Source organism: Ramlibacter tataouinensis (assembly GCF_027941915.1).
Classification (GTDB): Bacteria; Pseudomonadota; Gammaproteobacteria; order Burkholderiales; family Burkholderiaceae_C; genus Ramlibacter; species Ramlibacter tataouinensis_C.
The window spans coordinates 715,927-731,923 of sequence record NZ_CP116009.1 but is presented as its reverse complement, the minus strand read 5'-3'; the positions used below and the strand labels follow the sequence as shown (position 1 = coordinate 731,923).

13 protein-coding genes are annotated in these 15,997 nt (G+C 71.7%); 2 read left to right on the top strand and 11 right to left on the bottom strand.

Annotated elements, in window-relative coordinates; all coding sequences use genetic code 11:
- Nucleotides 1-3: 3 nt before the first annotated feature.
- The gene (locus tag PE066_RS03305) at nt 4-729 is read right to left on the bottom strand and encodes an ABC transporter ATP-binding protein (RefSeq protein WP_271235140.1); all 726 of its coding nucleotides are present in this window, start codon (nt 727-729) and stop codon (nt 4-6) included.
- A 134-nt stretch (nt 730-863) separates the two neighbouring features.
- Between PE066_RS03305 and PE066_RS03300 the strand changes: the two genes are divergently transcribed.
- Together PE066_RS03300 and PE066_RS03295 are read left to right on the top strand one after the other, a co-directional pair.
- Nucleotides 864-3,524 carry a bifunctional acetate--CoA ligase family protein/GNAT family N-acetyltransferase gene (locus PE066_RS03300; protein ID WP_271235139.1) on the top strand — a complete coding sequence of 887 codons (2,661 nt, stop codon included), beginning with the start codon at nt 864-866 and terminating at the stop codon, nt 3,522-3,524.
- A 37-nt stretch (nt 3,525-3,561) separates the two neighbouring features.
- A complete protein-coding gene (locus PE066_RS03295; RefSeq protein ID WP_271235138.1) occupies nt 3,562-4,443 on the top strand; it encodes an N-formylglutamate amidohydrolase in 882 nt (293 codons plus the stop codon).
- A 64-nt stretch (nt 4,444-4,507) separates the two neighbouring features.
- Here PE066_RS03295 and PE066_RS03290 read toward each other — a convergent pair whose 3' ends face one another.
- From PE066_RS03290 to PE066_RS03245, 10 genes are all read right to left on the bottom strand, one after another.
- Entirely contained in the window at nt 4,508-5,086 is a 579-nt protein-coding gene (locus tag PE066_RS03290; protein WP_271235137.1) for a peroxidase-related enzyme, read from the bottom strand.
- Between the two features lie 126 nt (nt 5,087-5,212).
- Nucleotides 5,213-5,695, bottom strand: coding sequence for a MarR family winged helix-turn-helix transcriptional regulator (locus PE066_RS03285; protein WP_271235136.1), 483 nt, complete (start codon nt 5,693-5,695; stop codon nt 5,213-5,215).
- A 5-nt stretch (nt 5,696-5,700) separates the two neighbouring features.
- Nucleotides 5,701-7,419: an acyl-CoA dehydrogenase family protein gene (locus PE066_RS03280; RefSeq protein WP_271235135.1), complete on the bottom strand. Its 1,719-nt coding sequence runs from the start codon at nt 7,417-7,419 to the stop codon at nt 5,701-5,703.
- A gap of 80 nt (nt 7,420-7,499) precedes the next feature.
- Complete coding sequence (locus PE066_RS03275; RefSeq protein ID WP_271235134.1) at nt 7,500-8,255, bottom strand: ABC transporter ATP-binding protein; 756 nt, start codon at nt 8,253-8,255, stop codon at nt 7,500-7,502.
- Nucleotides 8,256-8,257: 2 nt separating this feature from the next.
- The gene (locus PE066_RS03270; RefSeq protein WP_440480569.1) at nt 8,258-10,084 is read right to left on the bottom strand and encodes a branched-chain amino acid ABC transporter ATP-binding protein/permease; all 1,827 of its coding nucleotides are present in this window, start codon (nt 10,082-10,084) and stop codon (nt 8,258-8,260) included.
- A 1-nt stretch (nt 10,085) separates the two neighbouring features.
- Nucleotides 10,086-11,123, bottom strand: coding sequence for a branched-chain amino acid ABC transporter permease (locus tag PE066_RS03265; protein WP_271235133.1), 1,038 nt, complete (start codon nt 11,121-11,123; stop codon nt 10,086-10,088).
- Between the two features lie 168 nt (nt 11,124-11,291).
- A complete protein-coding gene (locus PE066_RS03260; RefSeq protein ID WP_271235132.1) occupies nt 11,292-12,425 on the bottom strand; it encodes an ABC transporter substrate-binding protein in 1,134 nt (377 codons plus the stop codon).
- A 37-nt stretch (nt 12,426-12,462) separates the two neighbouring features.
- Nucleotides 12,463-13,227, bottom strand: coding sequence for an SDR family NAD(P)-dependent oxidoreductase (locus PE066_RS03255; RefSeq protein WP_271235131.1), 765 nt, complete (start codon nt 13,225-13,227; stop codon nt 12,463-12,465).
- A gap of 12 nt (nt 13,228-13,239) precedes the next feature.
- Nucleotides 13,240-15,129: a feruloyl-CoA synthase gene (locus PE066_RS03250; protein ID WP_440480568.1), complete on the bottom strand. Its 1,890-nt coding sequence runs from the start codon at nt 15,127-15,129 to the stop codon at nt 13,240-13,242.
- Nucleotides 15,130-15,217: 88 nt separating this feature from the next.
- The gene (locus PE066_RS03245; protein WP_271235129.1) at nt 15,218-15,991 is read right to left on the bottom strand and encodes a crotonase/enoyl-CoA hydratase family protein; all 774 of its coding nucleotides are present in this window, start codon (nt 15,989-15,991) and stop codon (nt 15,218-15,220) included.
- Nucleotides 15,992-15,997 lie beyond the last annotated feature (6 nt).

Genomic DNA, 15,997 nt, shown 5'->3' with positions numbered 1-15,997 from the left:
GCCTCACCAGGACAGCTCCGCCGGCGTCAGTCGCCGCGGCGGCACTTCCACGCTGGCGACGCGGCCGTCGGCCAGCCGCACCACCCGGTCGGCCATTCCGGCGATGGCGGCGTTGTGCGTGATCACGATGGCGGTGGTGCCCAGCTCGGTGTTGACGCGGGCGATGGTCTCCAGCACCAGCTTGCCGGTGACGTAGTCGAGCGCGCCGGTCGGCTCGTCGCACAGCAGCAGCTGCGGGCGCTTGACGATGGCGCGGGCAATCGCCACCCGCTGCTGCTCGCCGCCCGACAGCTGCGAGGGGAAATGGTCGCGCCGCGGCGTGAGCGCCACCCGATCCACCGCGTCGTCCACCGGCATGGGGTCCGCGGCGATGTCGGTCACCAGTGCCACGTTCTCGCGCACGGTCAGGCTGGGGATCAGGTTGTAGAACTGGAACACGAAGCCCACGTGCTCGCGCCGGTAGGTGGTCAGTTCGTCGTCGCTGGCATCGGTCAGGCGCTGGTCGCGGAACCAGAGCTCGCCGCCGCTGGGGCGGTCGAGGCCGCCCAGGATGTTGAGCAGGGTCGACTTGCCCGAGCCGGAAGCGCCCAGCAGCACGATGAACTCGCCGGCGCGGATCTCCAGGTCGACGTCGCGCAGGGCGTGCACGGCGGTGTTGCCGCTGCCGTAGGTGCGGCTGAGCGACTGGGCGCGCAGGACGGGCAGGACGGGCAGGACGGGCAGTTTCATGGGGATGCCGACACTCTAGCGCGCGGGCCGCAGGGGTGCCTTTGACGAAGGCCAAGCGGCGCCATCCGCCAGGGCCGGCCGGCGCCCGCCGCTTCCCTTCGGCTTTCCCGCATTCCGGGCGATGATCCGAAGCCATGAGCGTGCGCAACCTCGAATACCTGTTCCGCCCCGCTTCGGTCGCGCTGGTCGGCGCGTCCGACCGGCCCGGCAGCGTCGGCCAGGTGGTGTTCCGCAACCTCAGGGAAGGCGGCTTCGCCGGGCCCATCTGGCCGGTGAATCGGCGTCACCGTCAAGTCGGCGGCGAACAGGCGTGGCCCGACGTGGCCAGCCTGCCCGGACGGCCCGACCTGGCGGTGATCTGCACCCCGGCGCCCACGGTGCCGGAACTCATCGACCAGTTGGGGCGCAAGGGCGCCCGCGCCGCCGTGGTGCTCAGTGCCGGGCTCAAGAACCGCGCCGCGCCCGACGCGCCCAGCTACGAGCAGCAGATGCTGGACGCGGCCCGGCCCTGGCTGCTGCGCATCCTCGGGCCCAACTGCATCGGCCTGCTGCTGCCGGGGCTGGGGCTCAATGCCAGCTTCGCGCCGGCGCCGGGGCTGACCGGGCCGCTGGCCTTCGTGACCCAGTCGGGCGCGCTGGCCACCGCCATGCTGGACTGGGCGCGCGGGCGCGGCATCGGCTTCTCGCACTTCATCTCCATGGGCGACAGCGCCGACGTCGACTTCGGCGACGTGCTGGACTACCTGGGCAGCGAGGCGAACACGCGCGCCATCCTGATGTACGCGGAATCGGTGAAAGCTGCGCGCAAGTTCATGTCGGCGGCGCGGGCGGCGGCGCGCAACAAGCCGGTGATCGTGGTCAAGTCCGGCCGCGCGCCCGAGGGCGCGCGCGCCGCGGCCTCGCACACCGGCGCGCTGGCGGGCTCGGACCTGGTGTTCGACGCCGCCGTGCGCCGCGCCGGCATGCTGCGGGTGGATACGCTGGAGGACTTGTTCGATGCCGCCGAGACCCTGGCGCGCGCGAGGCGCGTGGCCGGCGAGCGCATCGCGATCCTGACCAACGGCGGCGGCGCCGGCGTGCTGGCGGCCGATGCGCTGTCGCTGCAGGGCGGCACGCTGGCCGAGCTGTCGGCGGCGACGCTGGCGGCGCTGGACGCGGTGCTGCCCGCCACCTGGTCGCGCGGCAACCCGGTGGACATCATCGGCGACGCGCCGGCGCAGCGCTACGTCGATGCGCTCGGCGCGCTGCTGCAGGCGCCGGAAGTCGATGCCGTGCTGTTCGTGCATGCGCCCACCGCGCTGGTGCCGGCGCCGGAGATCGCCCAGGCCTGCGTGCCGGTGCTGCAGGGCAGCCGCAAGCCGGTGCTGACCTGCTGGCTGGGCGGCCCGGCGGTGGCGGCGGCGCGCACCCTGAGCGCGCAGGCCGGGCTGCCGTCCTATGCCACGCCCGAGCGCGCCGTCGCCGCCTGGCTGCAGATGGTGACCCATGCGCGCAACCAGCGCGCGCTGCAGGAAATCGCACCGGCCGAGTCGCCCAACTTCGAGGCCGACCGGGCCGCGGCCCTGGCCTTGCTGGAGACCGCCGCGCGCGAAGGGCGCGAGTGGCTCGACGAGGTCGAGGCCAAGCGCCTGCTGGCCGCCTACCGCATCCCGGTGGTGCGGACCGAGCTGGCTGCGGACGCGGACGAGGCCGCGGCGATCGCCGACGCCATCGGCTACCCGGTTGCGCTGAAGATCGTGTCGCCGCAGATCGTGCACAAGTCCGACATCGGCGGGGTTGCGCTCAACCTCGGCTCGGCCGATGCGGTCCGGCAGGCCGTGCAGGCCATGACCGAACGGGTGGCGCAGGCGCGGCCCGACGCGGCGGTGAAAGGCTTCGCCGTGCAGCAGATGGTGCGGCGGCCCGGCGCGCGCGAGGTCATCGTCGGGCTGTCCACCGATCCGGTGTTCGGCCCGGTGCTGCTGTGCGGCGTCGGCGGCACCGAGGTCGAGCTGCACCGGCGCCATGCGCTGGCGCTGCCGCCGCTCAACCGCACGCTGGCGGCCGACCTGCTCGGGCGCAGCGGGTTGCCGCCGCTGCTGCGCGCCTGGCGCAGCCGGCCCGCGGCCGACCAGGAGGCGGTGCTGGATGCGTTGGTGCAGGTGTCGCAGCTGGCCTGCGACCTGTCCGGCGTGGCCGAGCTCGACATCAACCCGCTGCTGGTGGATGCGGACGGCGCGGTGGCGCTGGATGCGCGGGTGCGGCTGCGCGCGCCCGGCGCGGTGGCGCCCCCGCTGGCGATCCGGCCTTATCCCCAGGAGCTGGAGGAGACCTTCGAGATCGCCGGCCGGCGCCTGAGCGTGCGACCGATCCGCCCCGACGACGGCGCCCGCCTGCACGCCTTCTACGACGCCGCCACGCCGGGCGACTTGCGGCTGCGCTTCTTCATGATGCGGCGCGAAGTGCCGCATTCGGAGCTGGCGCGCTTTTCCCAGATCGACTACGACCGCGAGATGACCTTCGTGGCGCTGCCGCTGGACGGCGGCGACACGATGGCGGGCGAGGTGCGCGCGATCGCCGACCCGGACAACGAGGTGGCGGAGTTCGCGATCCAGGTCGCGCGCGAGTGGCAGGGCCGGGGCCTGGGTCGGGCGCTGCTGGACAAGCTGCTGCGCTACCTGCGCGGGCGCGGCACCCAGGAGGTGGTCGGCACCTGCCTGCCGGAGAACGCCGCGATGGCGTCGCTGGCCCTGCGGATGGGTTTCGAGGTGATTCCCGGCGAGGACCACACGCAACTGCGGCTGCGCCTGGGGTGAGGTGCAGCGGGCCGCGGCGGCGCGTTAGAGTCGGCCCATGTCTTCCGATCCGAACGTCGACGGCCTCGCGGCCGAACCCTGCATCCGGACGGCGCCCGGCCGCACGCCGCTGGTGCTCGACTCGCCGCACAGCGGCACCCGCTACCCCGGCGATTTCGACTACGTCTGCGAGCTCGCCGCGCTGCGCACGGCCGAGGACACGCACGTGGAGAAGCTGTACGACTTCGCGCCGGCGCTGGGCATCGCCTGGATCGAGGCGCTGTTCCCGCGCAGCTACCTGGACGCGAACCGCAGCGACCGCGAGGTCGACATCGACATGATCGAGGGCGAGTGGCCGGGCGAGGTGGTCACCGACCCGGCCGCGCTGTCCAAGGTGCGGCTGGGCAAGGGCCTGGTCTGGCGCAACACCGACCATGGCGTGCCGATGTACGGTCGCAAGCTCACGCCGCAGGAGGTGTCGGCGCGCATCGAGCGCTGCTGGCGGCCGTACCACGAGGCGGTGCGCGGGGCGATCGACGACGCGCATGCGCGGCACGGCTACAGCATCCACATCAACTGCCACTCGATGCCCGCCATCGCCGGCAGCCATGCCACCGACTACCCCGGCCTGGCCCACGCCGACTTCGTGATCGGCGACCGCGACGGCAGCACCGCCGACCCGAAACTGACCGCCTGGCTGGCCGAGTTCCTGCGGGCGCGCGGCTACGACGTGGAAGTGAACTTCCCCTACAAGGGCGTGGAGCTGGTGCGCCGCTTCGGCGAGCCGGCGCGGCAGCGCCACAGCCTGCAGCTGGAGGTCAACCGCAAGCTGTACATGGACGAGGGCACCTTCGAACTGCTGCCGGCCGCGCAACTGCTGCGCAGGAACCTGCGGGCGATGTGCGAGGCGCTGCTGGCGGTCGATCCTCGGCGGATGTAGGGGATCCGCCGCCTGCGCGGGGATGACCGCGCCAGAATCGCCGACTTCGTCGACGACCGCGCGGTCACTTCTGCTTGGGCACCCTGCCCATCAGGTAGAACTCGGGGTTCGGCATCATCCCCGAGAAGTTCGCGATCCGGTTGGACAGGCCGAAGAACGCGGTGATCGAGGCGATGTCCCAGATGTCCTCGTCGGAGAAGCCGTGCGCGTGCAGCGCATCGAAGTCGGCGTCCTCGATCTCCTGCGCGCGCAGGCAGACCTTCATCGCGAAGTCCAGCATGGCGCGCTGGCGCGGCGTGATGTCGGCCTTGCGGTGGTTCACGGCCACCTGGTCGGCCACCAGCGGCTTCTTCTCGTAGATGCGCAGGATGGCGCCGTGCGCCACCACGCAGTACAGGCAGTTGTTGGCGGCGCTGGTGGCGGTGACGATCATCTCGCGGTCGCCCTTGGTCAGCGAGCCTTCCTCCTTGAGCATCAGCGCGTCGTGGTAGGCGAAGAACGCGCGCCACTCGGCCGGGCGGCGGGCCAGCGCCAGGAACACGTTGGGCACGAAGCCGGCCTTTTCCTGCACCTCCAGGATGCGGGCGCGGATGTCCTCGGGCACCTGGTCGAGGGTCGGGGCGGGGTAGCGGGGCTGGCTCATGCGGTCTCCTGTGGAACTCAGGACCGCAGGGTAGCGCACTCCCCCCGGCGCCCCTGTCGCGTGCGCCACCCGTGCGCTGGACACGCGCATCCTCCGAGGGCGCGCGTCCGTCTGTGGGACGCGCCCTCAAGGGCGCTCGTAGACCTTGCGCAGCAGGCGCAGCAGCGTCTTGTGCTCGCCCGGGGTCAGGCGGCTGGCCATCTCGGCTTCCAGCTGCGCCGCCGCCTGCTCGGCCTCGCGCATCAGCTTGTTGCCGGCGGCGGTGGGGTGCAGCCCGGTGGCACGGCCGTCGCGCGGGTGCGGCTTGCGCTCGATCAGCCCGCGCTTTTCCAGCGCGCCGACCATCGGCACCAGGTTGGGCGGCAGGATGCCGAGCGCCGTGCACAGCTGGCGCGAGGTGATGCCGGGGTTGTGCACGATCAGCGACATGACCGAGAAGTCCACCGGCCGCAGCTGCCAGGGGGCCATGCGCTCGAGGAACACCTCGATGATGGACAGGGCCGCGCGGCGGGCGTTGTAGCCGAGCAGGGTTTCGAGGAAGCCGGTGTCGACCTGGTCGACCACCGGGATGTCCTCGGCGGCCGGGCTGCGGGCGGCGCTGCGCGGCATGGCGCTCAGTCCACCCGCGCGCCGGCGGCGGCCCGGCACTGGTTGCGCAGGATCTGGGCGCGCATCCCGTACTCGGGCAGCACGCGCAGGCGCAGCGCCTGGTGCGGCACGGCCCAGCGCGCGTCCTGCGCGCCGGGTGCGCGGGCGATGCGGTGCCAGGCCCAGCCCAGCAGCGCCAGCCCGGTGGCGCGCAGGAAGTCGTCGGCGGCTTCGTAGGGCAGGGCGGCCTGGCGGCCGGCGGCGGCCACCAGCTCGCGCGTCAGCCGGGCGGCGTCGTGCAGCCGGTCCGTCGTTTCCGGGCCGTCCGCTGCCGCGCCATCCACCTCTTGCGCCAACTGCTCCAGCAGCGCGACGAGGGCCGCGCCGCCGTCGGGCAGCACCTTGCGCGCCAGCAGGTCGATCGCCTGGATCTCGTTGGTGCCCTCGTAGATCAGCGTGATGCGGGCGTCGCGCACGTGCTGCTCGATGCCCCACTCGCGCACGTAGCCGTGGCCGCCGAACACCTGCAGCAGGCGGCTGGCGCCGGCGAAGCCCTGCTCGGTGCATAGCGACTTGAGCACCGGGGTGACCAGGCTGCACCACTGCTGCGCGGCCTGGCGGCGCGCCGGATCGGCATGGTGGCGGGCGACGTCCAGTTCCATGCCCGTGTGGTAGGCCAGCACGCGCAGCCCGTCGATCCAGGCCCGTTCGGTGTCCAGCACGCGCTGCATGGCCGGGTGGCGGATGATCGGGTCGGCTTCGCCGGCGGTGCGGCCGCTGCCCGGCGCACGCATCTGCAGGCGCTCGCCGGCGTAGGCGCGGGCCTTCTGCCAGGCGGCCTCGAGCAGGCCCACGCCCTGCAGCGCCACGTGCAGGCGGGCCGCATTCATCATCACGAACATCGCGGCCAGCCCGCGGCCGGGCTCGCCGACGCGCCAGGCGCTCGCGCCGTCGAAGCGCAGCACGCAGGTGGGGCTGCCGTGCAGGCCCATCTTCTCCTCGATGCGCTCGCAGTGGATCGCGTTGCGCGCGCCATCGTCCAGGAACTTGGCCGTGACGAACAGCGACAGGCCCTTGGGCCCGGGCGGCGCGCCGGGCTCGCGCGCCAGCACCAGGTGCACGATGTTGTCGGTCAGGTCGTGCTCGCCGCCGGAGATGAAGATCTTGGTGCCCGACAGCCGGTGGCTGCCGTCGGCCTGCGGCGCGGCCTGGGTGCGCACCAGGCCGAGGTCGCTGCCGGCCTGCGGCTCGGTGAGGCACATGGTGGCCAGCCACTCGCCGCTGGCGATCTTCGCGAGGTAGCGCGCCTTCAGTTCCGCGCTGCCGTGGTGCTTGAGGCATTCGTAGGCGCCATGCAGCAGGCCGGGCGCCATGGTCCAGCCGTGGTTGGCGCCGGTGAGCCACTCGTACAGCACGCCCTCCAGCACCCAGGGCAGGCCCTGGCCGCCGTCCTCGGGCGCGCAGGCCAGCGCCGGCCAGCCCGCCTGCCAGAAGGCGCGGTAGGCCGCGGCGAAGCCGGGCGGCATGGTGACCTTGCCGGCGTCGAATCGCGCGCCGACCGCATCGCCGACTGCGTTGAGCGGGGCGATCACTTCGCCGACGAACCGGGCGGCCTCCTCGAGCACCTGGCCCATGAGGCCGTCGTCGACTTCGGCGAAAGGAGCGAGGGCGCGCAGTCGCGCCGGCGCATCGAGCACCTGCTCGAGCAGGAAGCGCGGATCGGCCGCGTCGGGTCGGTAGTCCATCAGGTCAGGCGATAAGGGCGAAGGGGCTCAGGCGGAACTTCTTCCTCCGCGGGTCAGCGGCGGTCACGGTCGTGGCCGGTTCATGCGGCCGCGGCGGCCGCCGCGCTGGCGCGGCCGGCGCCCAGGTAGGTCTCGATCACGCGGGGGTCGCCGGCCAGTTCGCGCGCGGGGCCCTGCAGGCGGATCTCGCCGGTCTCCAGCACGTAGCCGTGGTCGGCCACCTCCAGCGCGGCGCGCGCGTTCTGCTCCACCAGCAGGATCGACACGCCCTGCTCGCGCAGGCGCTCGATGATGCGGAAGATCTCCTTGACGATCAGCGGTGCCAGGCCCAGGCTGGGCTCGTCCAGCATCAGCAGCTTGGGGCGCGACATCAGCGCGCGGCCCACCGCCAGCATCTGGCGCTCGCCGCCCGACAGCGTGCCGGCCATCTGGGCGCGGCGCTCCTTCAGGCGCGGGAACAGCTCGTACACGCGCTCGAGCTCGCCCTTCCAGTTGGGCACGCGCAGCTTCATGGCGCGGTAGCCGCCCAGCACCAGGTTGTCTTCCACCGCCATGGTGCCGAACAGCTCGCGCTTCTCCGGCACCAGGGCCAGGCCCAGCATCACGCGTTCTTCCAGCGTGGCGCCGGCGATGTCCTGACCGTCGAAGCGCAGCGTGCCGCGACACGGCAGCACGCCCATCAGGGCGTTGAGCGTGGTCGACTTGCCGGCGCCGTTGGGGCCGATGACGGTAACGACCTGGCCCGGCGCCAGCTCGAAATCGAGGCCGGCCAGCACTTCGGCGCGGCCGTAGCCGGCGTGCAGGTCCTTCACCTCCAGCAACAGGGGGGCTGCCATGTCTAGTGTTCCGTTCCAAGGTACGCCGCGCGGACGGCGGGGCTGGCCTGCACTTCGGCCGGCGTGCCTTCCATCAGCTTGGTGCCGAACTCCATCACCACGATGCGGTCGGTCAGGCCCATGACGAAGTCCATGTCGTGCTCGACCAGCAGCAGGCTCATGCCTTCGCCCTTGAGCTGGCGCAGCACGTCGGCCAGCGCCTGCTTTTCCTTGTGGCGCAGGCCGGCGGCCGGCTCGTCCAGCAGCAGCAGGGCGGGGTCGCTGCACAGGGCGCGGGCGATCTCCAGCAGGCGCTGGGGGCCCAGCGCCAGGTTGCCGGCCAGCTCGTGCATGCGGTCGGCCATGCCGATGCGCGCCAGCTGGCGCTCGGCCTCGGCGAACAGGCGGCGCTCCTCGGCGCGGTCGAGGCGCAGCATGGCGCGCACGGTGCCGGCGCTGCCGCGCAGGTAGCCGCCCAGGGCGACGTTCTCCAGCACGGTCATGTCGGGAATCATCTTGACGTGCTGGAAGGTGCGCGAGATGCCGCGGCGGGCGATCTGGCGCGAGGGCAGGCCGGTCAGGGCCTCGCCCCGGTAGCGCACCTGGCCGGCGGTGGTGGACAGCACGCCGGTGATCAGGTTGAAGGTGGTCGACTTGCCGGCGCCGTTGGGGCCGATCAGGCCGACGATCTCGCCGGCGCGGACTTCGAAGCCGACGTCGTTGACGGCGACCAGGCCGCCGAACTCCTTGCGCACGTTGTCCACCTGCAGCAGCGCCTCGCCCGGGGTCGGCTTGTCGCGGGCCGGCAGCGGGTCGGCGTCGGCCCAGTCGCGCACGCGGTCGACGCGCGGCAGCCAGCGCGCGACGAAGCTCCACAGCCCGTTGGGCGCGTACTTCAGCACCGCAATGAGGATGATGCCGAAGACGATGGTCTCGAAGTTGCCGCCGGTGCCGATCAGTTGCGGCAGCAGCACCTGCAGCTGGTCCTCGACGATCTTGACCACGGCGGCGCCGATGAACGCGCCCCAGACGTGGCCGACGCCGCCCAGCACCGCCATGAACAGGTACTCGATGCCCTTGCCGATGGCGAACGGCGAGGGATTCACGGTGCGCTGGAAGTAGGCGAACAGCCAGCCCGAGATGGCGGCCAGCACCGCGGCGATGACGAACACCGTCAGCTTGGCGCGGAAGGTGGAGATGCCCATGGCCTCGGGCATGGTCGAGCCGCTGCTGAGTGCGCGGATCGCGCGGCCGGGCCGCGAGTCGAGCAGGCGCAGGGCGGCCAGTGCCGCCAGCAGCGCGATCACCCAGATCATCACGTGCAGCCCGCGGCCGGAGCCCAGCTCGTAGCCGAACACCTTCAGCTCCGGGATGCCCAGGATGCCGTCGTACTTGCCCAGCCACTCCATGTTGGCCATGCTGTAGTTCAGCGCCAGGCCCCAGGCGATGGTGGCCAGCGGCAGGTAGTGCCCCGACATGCGCAGCGTGATCGCGCCCAGCAGCAGCGCGGCGGCGATGGCCAGGCCGATGCCCACGGCCAGCGCCAGCCAGGGCGAGGCCGCCATCTTCACGGCCAGGAAGGCGGCCGAGTAGGCGCCGACGCCGACGAAGGCCGCCTGGCCGAAGGACGTGAGCCCGGCCACGCCGGTCAGCAGCACCAGGCCCAGTGCCACCAGCGAGTACATGCCGATGTAGTTGCTCTGGGTGATCCAGAAGTCGGGCACCGGCAGCGCCGGCAGCACCAGCATCAGCAGCGCGAAGGCGGGAAAGCCCAGGCGACGTACGAGGGTCACGGCGTTGCCGCGCTTGGAGGGAGCGGTTGCGACGGCGGTGTCTTGTCCGGCGGCCATGTCAATGCTCCTCACCGTGCGGATCGCGCAGGGACCGCCACAGCAGGACCGGCAGGATCGAGGAGAACACGATCACCTCCTTGAAGGCGCTGGCCCAGAAGGAGCTGAAGCTCTCCAGCAGGCCCACCAGCAGCGCGCCGACCAGCGCCAGCGGGTAGCTCGAGAGCCCGGCGAAGACGGCGGCGACGAAGCCCTTGAGGCCGATGATGAAGCCGCTGTCGAAGAAGATGGTGGTGGTCGGGCCGATCAGCAGGCCGGACAGGGCGCCGATGAAGGCGGCCATGGTGAAGGCCAGCCGTCCGGCCGAGTTGGACGAGATGCCCATCAGGCGCGCCCCGAGCCGGTTGACGGCGGTGGCGCGCAGGGCCTTGCCCGAGAGCGTGCGCTCGAAGTACAGCCACAGCAGCACGATCAGCGCGATCGACGCCAGCAGGATGATCAGGGCCTGGCCGGTCAGCGTGATCGCGCCGGCGGAGAAGCTCGCATCCCAGAAGCTGGGGTTGCGGAAGCCCTCGGCGCCGAAGAAGAACAGGCCCAGGCCGACGAGGGCGAAGTGCACGCCGACCGAGACGATCAGCAGCACCAGCACGCTGGCCGAGGCCAGGCGCTCGTAGGCCAGCCGGTAGATCAGGGTGCCGAAGGGCGTGACCAGCGCCAGCGCGACCAGCGCCTGGACCACCAGCGGGAAGCCCTTGGGGGCGGCCCAGATGGCGAGGAGGGACACGACGACGGGGACGGCGAGCGTATGGGCCAGTTGCTTGCCCAAGCGCGCGAACGAATGCTTGTGCGCCACGCCCTCGTAGATGTCGGCGATGGCGGCGGCGCCCGCCAGCACCAGCAGGAACCAGACCGTGCCCGGCACCTTGCCGGTCTGCATGATGGCCAGCGTGAGGGCCCCGAAGGCGACGAACTCGCCCTGCGGGATGAAGATGACGCGCGTCACGGCGAACAGCAGCACCGTGGCCAGCGCGAGCAGGGCATACACGGCGCCGTTGGTCAGGCCATCGAGCGCGAGGATGCCGGCGATTGAGAGGTCCATGGGGGTCTTCGGTGGCCCCCACCGACGGGGGCATCCATTTCGTCATTCCCGCGAAGGGCGGGAATCCATTGCTTCCGATTTCAGCAGCGCCGCAGGCGCGTTGCGCTGGATCCCCGCTTTCGCGGGGATGGGATCGCGCGCCCCGGCTTGCGCCGGGGCGCTGCGACGTCACTTCTCGACGACGAACTTGCCGCCCACCACCTTGAGCATCACGCCCGTTTCGTTGGTGTAGCCCCAGTGGTCGTCCTTGGTCCAGTTCATGACGCCGTGGGCGAAGACGGTGCGGCCCATGGTTTCCAGCGAGTCGCGCAGCGCGGCGCGGAACTCCGGCGTGCCGGGCTTGGCCTTCTTCAACGCCATCGGCACGATCTTCTCCATCACGATGGCGAAGTCGTAGGAGTGGCCGGCGAACTGGTTGGGCGCCGCGTCGAAGGCCTTCTGGTACTTGGTCGTGAAATCGACCGCCGCCTTCTTGGACGGGTGGCTGTCAGGCAGCTGGTCGCCCACCACGGCCGGGCCGGACACGACGAAGGTGTTCTCGACCTTGGTGCCGCCGATGCGCACCAGGTCGGGCGTGGCGGCCGCGTGCGTCTGGTACAGCTTGCCCTTGTAGCCGCGGTCCACCAGGCCCATCTGCGGCATCGCCGCGCCGGAGCCGGAAGCCACCACGACGATGGCGTCCGGGTTGGCGGAGGTGAGCTTCAGGGCCTGCGGCGTGACGCTGGTGTCGCTGCGGGCGAAGCGCTCGACGGCCACGATCTTCATGCCGTTCTTGGCCGCTTCCGGCTCCAGCGCCTTGAGCCACAGCTCGCCGTAGGCGTCGGTGTAGCCGAGGAAGCCGATGGTCTTGATGCCCTGCTTCTTCATGTGCTCGACCATCGCGTGCGCCATGACGTTGTTGCTCTGCGGCAGGCGGAACAGCCACTGGTCCTGGCCGGGCGGCGTGCCCACCGGCGAGCCGGCGATCTGCACCGTCTTGGCCTCGGCGGCCACCGGCGCCATGGCGGCAGCCACCGGCGTCAGGCACGAGCCCATGATCACGTCGACCTTGTCTTCGGTGACGAGGCGGCGGGTGTTGCTCACGCCCTTGCCCGGGTCGCTGGCGTCGTCGAGGACGATCAGATTGACCTTCTCGCCGGCGATCTCCTTGGGGAAGAGCTGCAGCTGCTTCTGCATCGGGATGCCCAGGCCGGAGCCGGGACCGGTGAGCGACAGCACCACGCCGACGTTGATGTCGGCCAGCGCGGCGGTCGATGCCGCCAGCGATACGGCGGCGGCGATCAGGGTGCGGGCGAATTTCATGGATGTCTCCAGTGGTTGAAGTGGGAATCGGAACTTGTCAGCGCGGCGCCATGCGCAGCGCGCCGTCGAGGCGGATCACCTCGCCGTTGAGGTGCGTGTTGGTGACGATATGGCATGCCAGCTCGGCGAACTCTTCGGGTTTGCCCAGGCGTGGCGGGAACGGGATGGAGGCGGCCAGCGACTGCTGCACCGGCTCGGGCAGCTGGCGCATCAGCGGCGTGGCGAACAGCCCCGGCGCGATGGTGCAGACCCGGATGCCGTGCTGGGCCAAGTCGCGCGCCATCGGCAGCGTCATGCCGACCAGACCGCCCTTGGAGGCGCTGTAGGCCTGCTGGCCGACCTGGCCGTCGAAGGCCGCGACCGAGGCGGTGAACAGCATCACGCCGCGCTCGCCGTCGTCCAGCGGCGGCAGCCTGGCGCACTCGGCGGCGAACAGGCGGCTGGCGTTGTAGCTGCCGACCAGGTTGACGCTGATGACGCGCGCGAAGTCGTCCAGCGGCGCGGGACTGCCGTCCTTCTGCACCACCCGCCGGGCGCTGCCGATGCCGGCGATGTTCATCAGGATGCGCGCCGGGCCGTGGGCGGCGGTGGCCGTGGCCAGCGCGGCCTGCAGGCTCTCGGTGCTGGTGATGTCGCAGCGGGCGGCGACGCCGCCGATCTCGCTGGCGACTTTCTGCGCCTGCTCCAGGTTCACGTCCAGCACCGCCACCCGGGCGCCCAGCCGCGCCAGCTCGCGCGCGGTGGCCTCGCCGAGGCCGGAAGCGCCGCCGGTGACGAGGGCGGCTTGTCCATCGATCTTCATGTGCGGGTCTCCTTAGGCGCGCGGCTTGAGGGTGAAGGGCAGGGCGTCGTCGTGGAAGGCCTGGATCAGGGCGTCGCGGTGCTTGAGCACGGCGCGCTGGTTGATCGAGCCCTTGTCGGTGACCTCGCCCTTGTCGATCGAGGGCGGCTCGTGCATCAGGTGCAGGCGCGCCACGCGGTTGGCGCTGCCGGTGGCGGCGGCCGCCAGCTGGTCGACCACCTGCTGGAAGTGGGCCTGCACCGGCGCGCTTTCCAGCACGTCCTTCAGCGGCGCGGCGGCCGGCAGGCCGGCCAGCTGGCGCACCGCCGGCGTGGCCAGCAGCAGCGCGCCGACTTCCTTGCGGTTCAGGCCGGTGATGACCGCGTCCTGCACGTAGGGCGCGCCGGCGGCGATGATCTTCGCGCGCAGCGGGCCGACGCTGACGAAGGTGCCGGTGGCGAGCTTGAAGTCCTCGGCGATGCGGCCGTCGAACTTCAGGCCCTGGTGCGGGTCCTGCGGGTCGATCCACTGGACGGCGTCGCCGGTGCGGAAGAACCCTTCCTCGTCGAAGTTCTCGGCGGTCTCCTGCGGCGCGCGCCAGTAGCCGGGCGTGACGTTGGGGCCGCGGTAGCGCACCTCGACCTTGCCTTCGACCGGCACCAGCTTCAGTTCCATGCCCGGCGTCGGCAGGCCCAGGTAGCCGGACTTCACGTCGGGGCTGGTGATGAAGATGGCGAACGGCGAGGACTCGGTCATGCCCAGCCCGGTGCCCATCACGATGCGCTCGCCGATCTCGGCTTCCTGCACCTCGTGCAGCAGGTCCCAGACCGGCTGCGCCAGGGCGGCGCCGGCGTAGAAGAACATCTTCACGCGCGACAGCAGGTTGCGGCGCAGCACGGCGTCGGCCTTCATCGCATGGGCGATGGCCTCGAAGCCGGTCGGCACGTTGAAGTAGACCGTGGGCGCGATCTCGCGCAGGTTGCGCAGCGTCTCGCCGATCAGCGCCGGGGTCGGCTTGCCGTCGTCGATGTACAGCGTGCCGCCGTTGTAGATCGTCAGCCCGACGTTGTGGTTGCCGCCGAAGGTGTGGTTCCAGGGCAGCCAGTCCACCAGCACCGGCGGCTCCTCGGCCAGCACCGGCATCGACTGGCGCATCTGCTGCTGGTTGGCGCACCACATGCCGTGGGTGTTGACCACCGCCTTGGGCAGCTTGGTCGAGCCCGAGGTGAACAGGAACTTGGTGATGGTGTCGGGCCCGGTGGCGCGCTGGGCCGCATCGACCGCCGGGGTGGCCTCGGTGCCGAGCAGCTGGGCCAGCGGCGTGACGGCGCGGCCGGGCAGGGTGTCCTGGCCGGGCACGGCCGGGAACAGCTCGCCGAGCACCACTTCCACGTCGGCCGGCACCGTGGCCTCGATCGCCCGGGCGTAGCGGGCGTCGGTGGCGTAGACCAGGCCGGGCGTGAGCGTCTGCAGCACGTGGCGCAGCTTGTCGTAGTCCTGGCTGATGGTGGAATAGGCCGAGGAGACCGGCGAATAGGGAATGCCGGCGTACAGGCAGCCGAGCGCGATCGTCGCGTGCTCCAGGCCGTTCTCGCACAGGATGGCCACCGGGCGCTCGGCGTTCAGCCCGCGGTCCAGCAGGGCCTGGCCGACGCGGCGCGCGCTGTCCAGCGCCTGGGCGTAGCTGATGCGGATCCAGTCGCCGGTGCTGCCGTCGGCCAGGCGCCGGCGGCGCGCGATGAAGGTGCGGTCGGGCGCGGCCTCGGCCCAGTGCAGCAGCCGGTCGGTCATGCGCTCGGCGCAGGGCAGCAGGTCCTGCTCGGCGCGCAGGTACTGCACGCCGCCGGCGGCTTTGCGCAACTGTGCGCGCGTCACGCCGAAGGCGAGCGGGCGGTAGCGGGGGGTGGCGCGTGTTGAGGTCATGGCGTCCATGCCGCTCAGGCCTCCGTCGGGCCGCCCCGAGGAGGCGGGGGGCAGTGCAGCGGCGAAGCCGCAATCGTGGGGGTCATGTTCAGCCCTTGCTCACCTTGCCGGCGCGGCCTTCGAGAAAGGCGCGCACGCGTTCCTTGGCTTCCGGCGCGCTCTGGGCGATGGCCGCCATCAGCGCCTCGGTCAGGTAGCCCTGGTCGGCCGGCTGCTCGGCGATGCGCGGCAGCGCGTGCATCAGCGCGTAGTTGGTCAGCGGCGCGTTCTGGGCGATGCGCTCGGCCAGCTCCAGCGCCTTGGCCAGCGCCTGGCCCTGCGGCACCAGGTACTGGGCGAAGCCGGCACGCTCGCCGTCGGCGGCGTCGTAGACGCGGCCGGTGAGCATCATGTCGGTCATGCGCGCCACGCCGATCAGGCGCGGGATGCGCACCGAGCCGCCGCCGCCCACGAAGATGCCCCGCGAGCCCTCGGGCAGCGCATAGAACGTGGTGTCGTCGGCCACGCGCACGTGGCAGGACGCGGCCAGCTCCAGGCCGCCGCCGACCACGGCGCCGTGCAGCGCCGCGACCACCGGCACCGGGCCGAACTGCACCTCCTCCAGCGCGGCGTGCCACATGCGCGAGTGGTGCAGGCCGGCGCCGGCGTCGCGCTCCTGGATCTCGGACAGGTCGAGGCCGGCGCAGAAGTGATCGCCGGCGCCGTGCAGGACGGCGGCGCGGGTGCCCGCGGGCAGCTTGACGAAGGCATCGCGGATGGCGAGGACGAGCTTGTCGCTGATCGCGTTGCGCTTGGCGGCACGGTTGAGGCGGATGACGGCGACGGCGCCGCGCTGCTCGATCTGGATGTCGGAGGATGTCATGGCGAT

Coding starts and splice junctions, on each gene's coding strand:
- PE066_RS03300 (WP_271235139.1), top strand. CDS start 864: ATGAGCGTGCGCAACCTCGAATACCTGTTCCGCCCCGCTTCGGTCGCG.
- PE066_RS03265 (WP_271235133.1), bottom strand. CDS start 11,123: ATGGACCTCTCAATCGCCGGCATCCTCGCGCTCGATGGCCTGACCAAC.
- PE066_RS03280 (WP_271235135.1), bottom strand. CDS start 7,419: ATGGACTACCGACCCGACGCGGCCGATCCGCGCTTCCTGCTCGAGCAG.
- PE066_RS03270 (WP_440480569.1), bottom strand. CDS start 10,084: ATGGCCGCCGGACAAGACACCGCCGTCGCAACCGCTCCCTCCAAGCGC.
- PE066_RS03275 (WP_271235134.1), bottom strand. CDS start 8,255: ATGGCAGCCCCCCTGTTGCTGGAGGTGAAGGACCTGCACGCCGGCTAC.
- PE066_RS03295 (WP_271235138.1), top strand. CDS start 3,562: ATGTCTTCCGATCCGAACGTCGACGGCCTCGCGGCCGAACCCTGCATC.
- PE066_RS03250 (WP_440480568.1), bottom strand. CDS start 15,129: ATGACCTCAACACGCGCCACCCCCCGCTACCGCCCGCTCGCCTTCGGC.
- PE066_RS03260 (WP_271235132.1), bottom strand. CDS start 12,425: ATGAAATTCGCCCGCACCCTGATCGCCGCCGCCGTATCGCTGGCGGCA.
- PE066_RS03305 (WP_271235140.1), bottom strand. CDS start 729: ATGAAACTGCCCGTCCTGCCCGTCCTGCCCGTCCTGCGCGCCCAGTCG.
- PE066_RS03285 (WP_271235136.1), bottom strand. CDS start 5,695: ATGCCGCGCAGCGCCGCCCGCAGCCCGGCCGCCGAGGACATCCCGGTG.
- PE066_RS03245 (WP_271235129.1), bottom strand. CDS start 15,991: ATGACATCCTCCGACATCCAGATCGAGCAGCGCGGCGCCGTCGCCGTC.
- PE066_RS03290 (WP_271235137.1), bottom strand. CDS start 5,086: ATGAGCCAGCCCCGCTACCCCGCCCCGACCCTCGACCAGGTGCCCGAG.
- PE066_RS03255 (WP_271235131.1), bottom strand. CDS start 13,227: ATGAAGATCGATGGACAAGCCGCCCTCGTCACCGGCGGCGCTTCCGGC.